The organism is Alcaligenes sp. CHO6, from assembly GCF_037120595.1.
Classification (GTDB): domain Bacteria; phylum Pseudomonadota; class Gammaproteobacteria; order Burkholderiales; family Burkholderiaceae_B; genus Alcaligenes; species Alcaligenes ammonioxydans.
In genome coordinates, this window is record NZ_JBANCI010000002.1 from 297,721 (window position 1) to 309,945 (window position 12,225).

Sequence of the window (12,225 nt, forward strand, 5' to 3'; positions counted from 1 at the left end):
ATGTCTAGCTCAAACACCCCCAACACTGAATTAACCGGCAGCTTGTCGCTGCGTACTGGCGACCATACCTGGGGCAGCGCACGCCGCATGGCTTTGCTGGCTGCCATTGCTGAGCAAGGCTCGATCTCTGCCGCGGCTCGCCATATTGGCATCAGCTACAAGGCGGCCTGGGACGCCATCGACATCATGAACAATATGGCGGGCGAACCCCTGGTGCTGCGCAGCACCGGAGGCCATCGCGGCGGCGGTGCCACCCTGACCCCAAAAGCCGAAGAACTGCTGGAGCTCTATCAGACCTATGACCGGCTGCACCAGCGTTTCATGAACCGTATTGGCCGTTTGATGCCTACCGTAGCCACTCAGATGGAGTTACTCCAAACCATGATTATGCAAACCTCGGCTCGCAACCAGCTTCCCGGCATCGTCACCTCGATCAAGGCCGGTGCCGTCAACGATGAAATTCATGTGGACATTGGCCAGGGCCAAACGGTTGTGGCCTCCATCACCCATGAAAGCACTGAGAACCTGGGCTTGCGCGAAGGACAGAAAGTGCTGGCCTTTCTGAAATCGTCCTCGATCATGATTGGGACCAGTGACACACGCAGCACGCTCTCCGCACGCAATCAGTTGCCTGGCACGATTACGGATGTCATTAACGGTGCGGTCAATGCCGAAGTCCGCCTGGAGCTGCCACAGGGCCTGGCAGTCACTGCCAGCATCACGCTGGACAGCACCGAGCATCTACAACTGAAAGCAGGCCAGGCAGCCTATGCCCTGTTCAAAGCGTCCAGTGTGATGATTGCTACGCTGTAAGCGCGCTCAAGTCCGCGCTGGCACAGCACTCCAGGACGCGCCCATCCCGAATGCGATAGACCTCCTCGACCAGCACCCGGGCATCCTCGGGGTCATGGGTAATCAGGATGGTAGGAATATCAATCTGCTTTTGCAACTGGGCCAGCTCGGCGCGCAAACGGCTGCGCAAGTCCTGATCCAGCGCAGCCAAAGGCTCATCCAGCAACAGTAACCGCGGTTCAAGCGCCAGGGCCCGTGCCAAGGCACAGCGTTGCTTTTGCCCGCCTGATAACTGGGCTGGGTAGCTGCCAAGCACCGACTCCAGCTCAAACGCTTCGACCCATCGCTGGGCGGCGGCGGGCAGGGTCCGTACAGAGCGATTGAACAAACCCTTGTTCAGGCCAAAGCAGATATTTTGTGCAGCAGTCAGATGCGGAAACAGACCATAATCCTGAAACAGATAAGCGACCCGGCGCTCGCGCGGCTTCAGATTGATGCCTGCCTCGGAATCGAAATAAAGCTGCCCGTCAATCTGGATGCGGCCACGCTCAGGACGCAACAAACCGGCCACACTTTGCACCGTCAAAGACTTGCCCGAACCCGAAGGCCCATAAAGGGCGATATGACGGGCTTCGGTCTGAATCTGTATATTCAGCTCGAAGCGGCGCGCCTCGCTGAACACGCTGCGTTGAATCTGTACCGTCAGGCTCATTGCATCCCTCTTTTACGACGCACATGACGTGGTGACAGCGCACTGGTACTCCACAAGACCAGTACGCACGTCACTGAAATAATCGCCACCAGCACCAGGGCCCGCTGATCCTCGCCCGCCTGGACGGCCTCGTAAATGGCAATCGACATGGTCTGGGTACGACCCGGTATGCTGCCGGCAATCATCAAGGTCGCCCCAAACTCGCCCAGGGCACGGGCAAAGGCCAGCAAGACGCCGGCCATAATGCCACGCGCCGCCAGAGGCAGGCTGACACGAAAAAAGATCGCCAAGGGTTTGAGGCCCAGCACACTGGCAGCATTTTCCAAACGCGGGTCCACATCCTCAAACGCGGCGCGGGCCGCTTTCAGTATCATCGGGAAAGCGACCACCGTCGCAGCTATTACCGCCCCCTGCCAGGTAAACACCAGTTCAATCCCCATGCTGGAGAGCCACTGACCCACACTGCTGCGCCGGCCCAGCAGAACCAGCAGGTAATAGCCGATCACCGTAGGGGGTAAAACCATGGGCAAGGTCAGGACGGAGTCGAGCAGATCGCACCAGCGCGACTGCCAGCGCGACAGGGCATAGGCCAGCCCTATACCCAGCACACAGGCCAGCAGGGTCGCCCAACCGGCGACCTTGAGCGATAGGCTCAGGGGAATCCAAAGTGAAGTCATCCTGCAATCAATATCCTGTCAAGGTTGGGCAAAACCGTATTTTGCCAGCACTGCCTGGCCAGACTCGGACATGACGAAATCCTGGAAGGCCTGCGCCTTGTCGTGACGACCATCACGCTGGACCAGCGCGATGGGGTAAGTGACCGGCTCGGTCGTCTTGAGTACTTCCAGCACCTGAACCTTGTCGCTCATGATGGCAGCATCCGTTGCGAACACAAACCCGGCTTCCACCTCCCCCCGAGCCACATAATCGAGCACCTGGCGCACATTCTGCCCCAGAATCTCGCGTTGCTTCACGGCTTCCCACTGCCCGGCTTTTTCCAAAGCCGCCTGGGTGTAGCGGCCAACGGGGACGACAGCAGGGTTGCCCAAAGCCACGCGCTTGACTTCGGGCTTGCCCAGATCGCCGGCATTGGTCACTTTGGCAGGATTGTCAGCAGGCACAATCAGCACAACCTGATTTTGTACAAAATTCTTGCGTGTAGCAGGGTCAAGCACCTTGGCCTGCTCGGCCTTGTTCATGGCCTTCTGATCTGCCGAGGCGAACACATCCACGGGGGCACCGTTGATGATCTGCTGCAGCAACACGTCCGAGGCGGCAAAGCTGGTCAGCACTTTGGTGCCCGGGTTTTCAGCCTCAAACTGGCCTGCCAGTTCCTTGAAGGCATTGGTCAGGCTGGCAGCAGCGGCCACCACCAACTCATCGGCTTGGGCTGTGCCTTGCAGAAACAGGGATAAGGCGGCTACCGATACGACACGTTTGAACATGATTTTCTCCTCCGGAACGGGTGTAGGGCATGAGTATAATCAGGAAATATATATAGGTATATAGCGCAAGTCAGCGCCCCTTGCCGAATGAAGTTCATCATCCGGGAGTGATAGCATGGCGGCTTTCCCCTGTGATCCGCGTTGCCCACGGCACGCTGACAGCCACGCTTGAGCACTTTTCTTTCATGACGCCAGCCAGTCTGATATCCGATTTCATCACCATGCTCTGGTTGCAAGACGGCCTAGCCGCCAACACGCAGCAGGCGTATCGGCAGGATCTGGAACGCCTGCAGGAATGGGCGCAGCGCGAACGCGACGGCAAAGCCCTGGAACAGCTGCAAGCCAGCGATTTGCGCGAATGGATGGCCAGTCAAGCCGATCAGAGCAAGGCCAGCACCGCCAACCGGCGGCTGGCCACCTTGCGTCGCTTTTACAACTGGACGGTACAGGAAGGCATGCGCCAGGACGACCCCTGCCTGGAACTGAGCAGTGCCCGTCAGGCGCCGCGTGTCCCGCATACCTTGTCTGAAGAACAGGTCGAGCGTCTGCTCGCCGCACCAGATATCCACCATCCCCTGGGCTTGCGCGACCGCTGCATGCTGGAGACCTTGTATGCCTGCGGTTTGCGTGTCACCGAACTGACTGAATTACCCTTGCAGAACCTGAGCCTGAGTGATGGCGTACTGCGTATTGACCAAGGCAAGGGAGGCAAAGACAGGCTGGTTCCCCTGGGGCAGGAAGCCATGCACTGGGTCGACCGGTATCTACGCGAAGCCCGACCCGCTTTACTGGGACAGCGGCGCAGCGACTTTGTGTTTATTACCGGTCGCGGCACCTGCATGAGCCGACAGTCTTTTTGGCTGATCGTCAAAAAATATGCACTCCAGGCCGGTATCCTGGCCCCCTTGTCCCCGCATGTTCTTCGCCATGCCTTTGCCACTCATCTGCTCAATCATGGGGCGGACTTGCGCGTGGTGCAGATGCTTCTGGGACATGCCGACATTTCCACCACCCAGATTTATACTCATGTGGCGCGTGAACGCTTGAAAGCACTGCACGCGGCCCATCACCCACGCGCCTGAGCGCCCAAGCACGATATGGCAAAAGAAAAACACGTCAGCGAAACACCGGCCACACAGTGGCTGCGTAAAAAAGGCATTTCCTTTAGCGAGCACAGCTACAACTATGTCGACCACGGCGGAGCCATGGAAGCGGCAGCCCAGTTGGGCCTGGACCTGCACCGGGTCGCCAAGACCCTGATCATGGAAGATGAAAACGCCAAACCCTTGATTATCGTCATGCACGGCGACCGCGAAGTCTCCACCAAAAACCTGGCTCGGCAAACCGGGGCAAAAAAAATCGCCCCCTGCAAACCCGAAGTCGCCCAGCGGCATTCCGGCTATCTGGTCGGCGGCACCTCACCCTTTGCTACCCGTAAAGCCATGCCCGTTTGGTTAGAAGAAGAATTGCTGGCGTTCGAGACCATTTACATTAATGGCGGACGACGCGGTTATTTGCTGGGTATTCATCCCCAGGTACTGATCGACGTGCTGGGAGCGCGCCCGGTACAGGCCGGTCTGGAAAAAGGCTGAGCGCATCGGGCGGCAAGATGTAGCCACACTGTCCGCCCAGTCGCGTCACATCCGGCCAGGTGATTGCACCGGCCTGGCTTTTCGCCAGATAATTCAGGCCTGCATAATCAGAGGGGACCCCATGTTTCAATCTTTGCGCCAGCCTGCCGTCATGACGGTGACCCTGGCTGCTGCTGGCATCCTGATGGTCACCATGGGGATACGTCAATCCTTTGGCCTGTTCGTTGGCCCCATCGATAAAGCAACCGGCATGGGCATCCTGTCCATCAGCTTTGCCATGGCCGTGGGGCAACTGGCCTGGGGCGCAATCCAGCCGATTGCCGGTGCGTGCTCTGACCGTTGGGGCCCCGATCGGGTACTGATCGCGGGCCTGCTGATTCTGGCTCTGGGTTGCGCGGTAAGCCCTTTTATTGGCACCGGCCTGGGCCTGACACTGACGCTGGGGCTGCTGGCCAATATCGGCTCGGGCGCCGCCAGCTTCTCGACGCTGATTGGTGCCGCCGCCCAGCGCATTCCCGATCATGCGCGTGGACAGGCGTCGGGTCTGATCAATGCAGGCGGCTCTTTCGGCCAGTTTGTCTTTGCACCTGTGGTTCAAAAACTGATCGGCTGGGTCGGCTGGATGTCCACGTTTTGGGTCCTGGCGCTAACGGCATTGCTGACCTTGCCACTGATTCGCAAACTCAGCGTGGGCAACAAGGCCCAGAAAGCAGTGGCCTTCACGCCGGCACCGCCTGCCAGCGGGCCAGGCCTGGCCCAGACCCTCAAAAATGCCATGAAAGATCGCAGCTACCTGCTGCTGAGCCTGGGGTTTTTCACCTGTGGCTTTCATATTGCCTTTCTGGTCACGCATCTGCCGGGCGAAATTGATCTGTGCGGCCTGCCCCCTTCGGTAGCCAGCTGGTCGCTGGCACTGATTGGTCTGGCAAACATTTTTGGCAGCATTGCCGCCGGTTCCTGCATTGCCCGCTGGCGCAGCAAATACGTATTGGCATTGATGTATGCGTCGCGGGCCGTACTGATTCTGTGGTACTTGATGATGCCCAAAACCGATCTGGTGTTCTATATTTTTGCGGTGGGCCTGGGCTTGACCTGGCTGGCTACCGTGCCGCCGACGGCCAATATTGTCGCCAAGCTATTTGGCACACGCTATCTGGCTACTTTGTTTGGTCTGGCCTTGTTCTCACACCAGATTGGCGGTTTTCTAGGGGCCTGGCTAGGCGGTATTACCTTAACCCGATTCGGGGACTATAGCTGGATGTGGTGGGCCGATATTGCGTTGGCCACCTTGGCCGCCATCGTCAATCTGCCGATCCGCGAAGCCAAGATCAGGATGCAGACGGCTTAGGCGGCCGGACGTGAAACCCTGCCAAACAACAGCAAAAACGCTGGTCCGTAAAACAGTCCTTTTAACTGCCCCTACAACAAAAAGACCCGTCAGTGATGGCGGGTCTTTTATTTCTGGTACCCATACGCCCTCTTTACACCGGCGCAGAGCATCAAGCCCACGCAACTGGGCTTGAAACAGGGTGTTGATAGTAATGGTGGCCTGCGGCACAGCCTGAATCACCACCCAAGGCTCCATGATCGTGCCGTCTGGCGCTTGCGGATGGGGCTGGATATAGTCCTCGGCGCGACAAACACGGCTTCCTGAACCCGATACGGTACGGTTTAAAGACGCTATCGTAAAAATCGATCACTCACTTACGATGGCGTTCTTCCTGCCCCCATCACGAGTTTGCGAATTGACAGCCAACGCTGCATTTGTGCCCAACCAGAAAAAGCCCGCCCACAAAATTGGAGATACCCATCAGATCACATCCTCCCACTATCCCGCTCCTGGCTCAATAACCGACGGTAAAGCGCTGTCGCGAATGAGCCGGTCGCTCAATTTCGTCGACCAACGCGACGGCGTAATCCTCGTAAGAAATCCTGCTGCCTTGGTCGGAAACCAAAAGACTGTCTGTACCAATACGGAACGTGCCCGTGCGCTGGCCGGGGCCAAACTCGGCGGAGGGCGACAAGAACGTCCAGTCCAGCTCTTTTTCTTGACGCAGTTGATCCAGAAAGGCGATGCCACCCAGCGCCTCGGCTCGATAAGCATCCGGGAAGGCAGGTTGATCAATCAATCGCTGACCGGGGGCCACGTCCAGACTGGCTGCGCCACCCACCACCAGATAACGCGGCACACCGGCCGCCCGAACCGCCGTAATCAGCTTGGAAGGATCTGAGGACACAAAACGAACTGCGCTGACCGCAATATCGTGTCCTTTCAACAGTGCGATCAATCCATCCAGATCATTCACATCACCCTGAACAGCCCTGACATTGGGCAGGCTGACTATTTTTTCGGGATGGCGGGCAATCGCTGTCACCGTATGACCACGATCCGACAGCTCTTTTAACAGGCGTGAGCCGACTTCGCCAGAAGCCCCTATCAATGCAATACGAGACATAAACGCTCCTTGTGTGCTCAAATAAAGACCTGGTCTATAAAATAGACCATTAAGTGTGATGCTAGACAGTTTTTTGAGCGACCACAAGAAGTCACATCGGCCAGACCAGGTCACACGAAGGTGACTATTGAACCCAGGAAGATCCTCAGCCATGCCCTCATCGAGCACTGCTCCACCCGCTCCCCGTCCTTTGCAAGAAGAATTTGCGCAGCCCTGCCCCATTCGAGATGTGCTGGATCGCATTGGCGACCAGTGGAGCCTGCTGATTCTGGAAGCCCTGGCGCCAGGCACCCTGCGATTTAATGAGCTAGGCCGGGAAATTGGTGATATATCGCGCCAAATGCTCTCACGGACTCTCAAACGCCTGGAAACAGACGGGTTTGTTCAGCGAACGCTCTATGCGGAAGTCCCGCCGCGCGTGGAGTACACACTCACTGACCTGGGGCAGTCCTTTCTGACGCCCATGAGAGAACTGGTGAAATGGGCCGATATCCATCACGCCCGCATCTGCCAGGCACGCCGGCAAGCTGAACTGGGCTGAACAGACCGGGCAGCCCAGCCCTGGCCGGATAAGAAAAAAGCCGCTTTACGCGGCTTTTTCATCGACCCCCAGGCTCAGGCGGCGCTGGCCGGCAAGCCAAACACACGGTCAAACGTCCAACTGAAGATGAAGGAGTAAATCAGGAAGAACACTAGAATGGCCACTTCCATACGCAGAGCCTCCAACAGGCCAACCTGATACCACCACATGTACAAAGGCACGATAAACACCACCAGGCCGGCCTCGAAACTAATGGCATGCACACTGCGGCGTAACAGGCTGCGGCCCTTGACGGTTTGTCGGGCCTCCCAGTGTTCAAACGCCGTGTTGAACACATAATTCCAGACTATCGCAATGACTGAGATCGCCACAGCGATAGGGGCGGACTCGGATGCCTTGCCCCCGGCAAAATACGCCAGCAAGAAGGATGAAAAAACAATAGCAAAAAACTCAAACAAACCCACGTAAAAAACGCGGCGTTTCCAACCTTGGAGTGTCATGACTACCCTGCTGCAGTGCATCAGCCTGGCACTGGAGAACACCCAGCCGGACGAGACGATGCGTTCAACAATGAGTCGCAGCCCGCTGCGGCAGCCCTTTGAGCCGGCACCGTCACTGCGATAAAGCGCACAATCCTACCACAAGCCGGCAAGGGCTTTAGCCAGTCATCGGCAATAAGCCTTTTCAACCTGAACACACGCCGTTTGTTACCTGGGGCTTACGTCATTCACAGCCCGTATCACTCCCCATCAAATCGCATAATCTGTTAGCGCCAGAGCCTTTAAGGTGAAGCTTCCTACCTTAACTTTTGGACTGGAGCGAACGATGACAAGCCATAAAGCCAACACCGAACAGCTGCATGAACTTCTGTATCAAGCCCTGGAAACCGAATTAGGCGGGGAACTAGTCTATAAGTCGGCCATCTCCTGCGCACAGAACCCGGACCTGAAAAAAGAATGGGAAGGCTATCTGGACGAAACCATGACACATCAACAAGTGTTAATGCGTATTTTCGAGCAGCTGAACCTGGACCCTGCCAAGCAAACTCCTGGCCGACAAGTCTTAAAGCATATCGCCACGGCGCTGGTCAAGGCCATGGAACTGGCCAAGCAAGCGGGCGACCCCAACGCTGCTGAGCTGGTGGCCTCTGAATGTGTCATTCTGGCCGAAACCAAAGATCACCTGAACTGGCAGTTGATTGGACTGGTTGGCGAACAAAGCAAGGACAAGACACTGGCCTCCTTGCTTAAACAGGCCCATGATGCAGTCGCGCCCGATGAAGGTCACCACCTCTACCATACGCAAGGCTGGTCACGCGAACTTTGGATTCAGTCCTTGGGCTTTCCCGCCGTGCTGCCCCCACCGGAAGAGCAAAAACAGGTCGAAACACCAATCGGAGCCTCACGGGCCGAGCAGCAACGCAGCAAAATGCTTTAATAAAAAGGGCCTTACGGCCCTTTTTCTTTATGCGTCCCCATCCAGACGGCGGCGTGCCTTCAAGGCAATCGCAGAATAGTAGGCCTCCAGCTTCTTGAGCTGTTTCTCATCCAGCTCTTCCACATCAATCAGACGCTCATTGGCATCCGTCAAGGAAATAATAAGTTCATCGAGCTTGATGTGTATGGCCTTGCTGTCCTTGTTTTGATTTTGCTGAATCAAGAACACCATTAAAAACGTAATAATGGTGGTGCCGGTATTGATAATTAGCTGCCAGGTTTCCGAATAATTAAAATAAGGGCCGGACAAGGCCCATACCAGCACAGCCAGCACCGCAACGGAAAACATGATAGGAGAGCCGGCAAAGCGTGTCACTGCCTTGGCGAAACGGTCGAAAAAACCGTCTATGGAATCAGGTTTGCAAGGTTTCACAAACGGTGGCGACTGATCCCGACAATCCGAGGAAAACATCTCGTCCTTGCCCAGAAAATCCTTGTCGTTTTTCATGGCTAATCCCTCCTAAATAAAGGCAGTGTAGTCCGGGCTTAGCCGCATATATTTCAAATAAAAACGAAACTGGGCAAAATTAAAACAGGTTTCAAACCATGACACGTTTTCCGCCCGATGGCTCGGTAAACCACACGTACGCTGCCCCTTTCGCCCTGACGGCCCCCAAAGCCAGCAACTGAGCACAAGGCGCGAAAGCTCACATGCCTTGCGGCTGCGCAGACTTGTTGCAGCGCGGCTCAGGCCTGCGGCAAGCGGGCAATGTCTGAGCATAAGCAAACGTTTCCAAGGCTTGCTGGCCCCCTCGATTTACGGCTGTTTGCGAACGAAATATTTTTTTACAGGTGACACTACCCAAGACACATCAAGATTTGTAAGATGCGGTCTGACTAGCTTGCTTTCAGTTTGATAGTTTTTGTAGAAAGTAGCTTGCAGTCTTTTTTCAAACACCCTATTCATCGCCTTTATTTAAAAAGGAGCAAGAAGTGGGCAAAATCGACCATAAAGGCATGTGCATTTTGTGCCAAAACCTGCCTCTTTCCAAGGCGCACACCCCAAAACATACCTATATGAAACGCGTCACCCAGGCAGAAAACTGCGGGGCTCAAGGAATACAAAGTCTGTTTTGCTGCACCGTCTGCCAAACTTACTGGCTTTATCAGCAAGACAAATGGGAAAGTTGCCTGGGATTCAAACTTTGGAGCGGGGATTTAAATGACTACCTGTCTTCCACACGAAACTCGGTCAGCACATGGAGTGCAGCCAACGCGCACCGTCACTCGCTCAAGGAACTAGGCAAGCGACCTCTCCATTAGCGCGATGCGCTTTCGCCACCACTGCGATCTTCCGCCTTGTTGGCCGGACCCGCCGGGCGCGGGTCTGCCGCCAGCCTTGTTTTTCACGTGACAAGGCTGGCTCCCTGAAAAGAGGTGGACACACGCCAAGCCCTCGATTCTGCGCAGAATGTCAGGGATCACATCAGGAGGGAACGTCTGGGGTGTCAAAAAGAAGCGTGGCGGACGATACAGCCAGATCGGCTTCCTACCCAGCAATGGCGGGCCCAGCAGGAATCGAACCTGCAATCTTCCCTTAGGAGGGGAAAGTTATATCCATTTAACTATGGGCCCGGCGGGCGTTTCTGCCAGCCAGCAATGCAGAGTCGACACGTACACATAAGCACAAACGAGAGGGGAGGGTTAAGCCCCCGTTCTGCCCCATCGACTGCAAAATGACCGCAAACACACTTTCTGGTTAGGCCTTACCGCGTCTGACGGATTATCAACCACCCACGGCGCTTCATGCAGAAAAGCAGCCGCAAAGTGTATCAGCTAGACCGCAGCGACGAAAGACCCGAAACACGCAAACCCACGATCCAGTCCGTTCGCGGGCCATCGAAAAGCCCCCTCATCCGTATCCCTCCCCCGGCGCACCGCGTGCGTCGCGCCCTAGGCTCCTCGGTACACATCGACCTGCTATTTAACAAGTGGCGCAGGTCTCCCTCTCCAAGCCTCTCCGTCTGCCTGAGCCACCGGCTAGCCCTGCACAACGGTTTAGGACAAACCCCAATCTAAATATGTTGTTAATATATTTATAAAATATTAAGATGTTTTCCATGCTCTCGCCATGGCCTCAGGCCCCTGACAGAGCGGGACGATAAAAAAACCACTGGAGACAAACATGAAAACCAAACTTGGTGCATCCACGCTTGCCGGCTTGTTTTTACTGGGCGGCATGAGCCTGGCACAGGCGGCCGAAATCAGCTGGCGCGTTCCCACTTCCGTACCTGAGGGTTCTCCGTTCTACCAGAACTTTCTGGAGCGCTTTGCAAAGAATGTGAAGTTGATGACGGGTGACCGCGTTGAGATCCAACCCTTTGGGGCCGGAGTCATCGTGCCCGCCCTCAAGGTATTTGAAGCGGTAGAGACAGGTGTGGTGGAAGCGGGTCACTCCACCTCCAGCTACCTGGTCAATCAGGACCCGGCCAATGCCATTTTTGCGGGCTATCCGGGTGGTATGGGGCCCGATGCGTACCGCGTCTGGCTGTATGAAGGCGGCGGCAAGGAAAAGTTGCAGGAGCTGCGCGCCAAAAGTGGGCTGAAAACCATGATTGTGGGTTTGGGGTCCACGGAAGTCATGGCCCACTCCAACACCCCCATCCGTACCGCAGAGGACCTGAAGGGTCTGAAGTACCGCACGTCTGGCGCCTGGGCGGATGTGATGAAAGACTATTTCGGCGCCGTTCCCACGGTTGTGCCCCCTGGCGACACCTACACGCTGTTGCAGCGCAAAGGGGTAGACGCGGTGGAATGGGCCACCCCCTCCTCGAACACGCCCGAAGGTTTTCATCAGGCGGCCAAGTATATCGTCGTGCCCGGTGTACACCAGCCCACCTTCATGTGGGAAGTCGTGCTCAAGCAAGACACCTGGGACAAAGTTCCCGCCGATCTGCAACAGCTTATCGAGGCTGCCGCAGAGCTGACCACCCACCAATCGCTGGACTACTTCTATAACGCCGACATCAAGGCCATGGAAAAGTATCGTCAGGGGCGCAACGAGGTCATTACGCTGGACCCTGCCTTCATCAAACAGTTGGCCGATGCCGGTAATGACTGGGTTCACAAGAAAGCCGACGCCCAGGCACAGTCGGGCAACGACTACATGAAAAACCTGCTCGCCGACTACGATGGGTTTCTGAACCGCTGGCGCAGCGAAAGCAACTACCTGATCCGCGACTAAGTCCTAC

At 56.3% G+C, this 12,225-nt stretch carries 13 protein-coding genes and 1 tRNA gene; 7 read left to right on the top strand and 7 right to left on the bottom strand.

Annotated elements, in window-relative coordinates:
• Positions 1-813 (top strand): TOBE domain-containing protein, encoded by an 813-nt coding sequence (locus V6936_RS09330; protein WP_131071346.1) that lies wholly within the window; start codon positions 1-3, stop codon positions 811-813.
• On the opposite strand, the gene V6936_RS09335 is transcribed toward V6936_RS09330, so the two are convergent.
• Genes V6936_RS09335 through modA form a run of 3 tightly spaced genes read right to left on the bottom strand, consistent with a single transcriptional unit; the run spans position 803 to position 2,949 of the window.
• The gene (locus V6936_RS09335; RefSeq protein WP_003803409.1) at positions 803-1,504 is read right to left on the bottom strand and encodes an ATP-binding cassette domain-containing protein; all 702 of its coding nucleotides are present in this window, start codon (positions 1,502-1,504) and stop codon (positions 803-805) included. The genes V6936_RS09330 and V6936_RS09335 overlap by 11 nt on opposite strands.
• Positions 1,501-2,181: a molybdate ABC transporter permease subunit gene (modB, locus tag V6936_RS09340; RefSeq protein WP_336579774.1), complete on the bottom strand. Its 681-nt coding sequence runs from the start codon at positions 2,179-2,181 to the stop codon at positions 1,501-1,503. The genes V6936_RS09335 and modB overlap by 4 nt, the downstream gene beginning before the upstream one ends.
• Before the next feature lie 18 nt (positions 2,182-2,199).
• Complete coding sequence (gene modA, locus V6936_RS09345; RefSeq protein ID WP_003803413.1) at positions 2,200-2,949, bottom strand: molybdate ABC transporter substrate-binding protein; 750 nt, start codon at positions 2,947-2,949, stop codon at positions 2,200-2,202.
• A 185-nt stretch (positions 2,950-3,134) separates the two neighbouring features.
• On the opposite strand from modA, the gene xerD reads away from it, so the two are divergent.
• The 3 genes from xerD to V6936_RS09360 all read left to right on the top strand — a co-directional run bounded on the left by xerD (position 3,135) and on the right by V6936_RS09360 (position 5,889).
• Positions 3,135-4,031, top strand: a complete 897-nt coding sequence (gene xerD, locus V6936_RS09350; RefSeq protein ID WP_039943829.1) for a site-specific tyrosine recombinase XerD — start codon at positions 3,135-3,137, stop codon at positions 4,029-4,031.
• A gap of 15 nt (positions 4,032-4,046) precedes the next feature.
• The gene (gene ybaK, locus V6936_RS09355) at positions 4,047-4,541 is read left to right on the top strand and encodes a Cys-tRNA(Pro) deacylase (RefSeq protein ID WP_003803417.1); all 495 of its coding nucleotides are present in this window, start codon (positions 4,047-4,049) and stop codon (positions 4,539-4,541) included.
• A gap of 121 nt (positions 4,542-4,662) precedes the next feature.
• Entirely contained in the window at positions 4,663-5,889 is a 1,227-nt protein-coding gene (locus V6936_RS09360) for an MFS transporter (RefSeq protein ID WP_336579776.1), read from the top strand.
• 496 nt (positions 5,890-6,385) lie between these two features.
• On the opposite strand, the gene V6936_RS09365 is transcribed toward V6936_RS09360, so the two are convergent.
• Positions 6,386-6,997, bottom strand: a complete 612-nt coding sequence (locus V6936_RS09365) for an NAD(P)-dependent oxidoreductase (protein ID WP_336579777.1) — start codon at positions 6,995-6,997, stop codon at positions 6,386-6,388.
• 151 nt (positions 6,998-7,148) lie between these two features.
• Here V6936_RS09365 and V6936_RS09370 point away from each other — a divergent pair, with 151 nt between their 5' ends.
• A complete protein-coding gene (locus tag V6936_RS09370) occupies positions 7,149-7,538 on the top strand; it encodes a winged helix-turn-helix transcriptional regulator (protein WP_003803422.1) in 390 nt (129 codons plus the stop codon).
• Between the two features lie 74 nt (positions 7,539-7,612).
• Here V6936_RS09370 and V6936_RS09375 read toward each other — a convergent pair whose 3' ends face one another.
• The gene (locus V6936_RS09375; protein ID WP_003803423.1) at positions 7,613-8,038 is read right to left on the bottom strand and encodes a PACE efflux transporter; all 426 of its coding nucleotides are present in this window, start codon (positions 8,036-8,038) and stop codon (positions 7,613-7,615) included.
• A gap of 325 nt (positions 8,039-8,363) precedes the next feature.
• On the opposite strand from V6936_RS09375, the gene V6936_RS09380 reads away from it, so the two are divergent.
• A complete protein-coding gene (locus tag V6936_RS09380) occupies positions 8,364-8,975 on the top strand; it encodes a ferritin-like domain-containing protein (protein WP_003803424.1) in 612 nt (203 codons plus the stop codon).
• A 27-nt stretch (positions 8,976-9,002) separates the two neighbouring features.
• On the opposite strand, the gene V6936_RS09385 is transcribed toward V6936_RS09380, so the two are convergent.
• Together V6936_RS09385 and V6936_RS09390 are read right to left on the bottom strand one after the other, a co-directional pair.
• The gene (locus V6936_RS09385; RefSeq protein WP_003803425.1) at positions 9,003-9,482 is read right to left on the bottom strand and encodes a low affinity iron permease family protein; all 480 of its coding nucleotides are present in this window, start codon (positions 9,480-9,482) and stop codon (positions 9,003-9,005) included.
• A gap of 1,052 nt (positions 9,483-10,534) precedes the next feature.
• Positions 10,535-10,609: transfer RNA gene (locus V6936_RS09390), tRNA-Arg, on the bottom strand.
• Positions 10,610-11,159: 550 nt separating this feature from the next.
• Between V6936_RS09390 and dctP the strand changes: the two genes are divergently transcribed.
• Complete coding sequence (dctP, locus tag V6936_RS09395) at positions 11,160-12,218, top strand: TRAP transporter substrate-binding protein DctP (RefSeq protein WP_003803428.1); 1,059 nt, start codon at positions 11,160-11,162, stop codon at positions 12,216-12,218.
• The last annotated feature ends 7 nt before the right edge of the window (positions 12,219-12,225 follow it).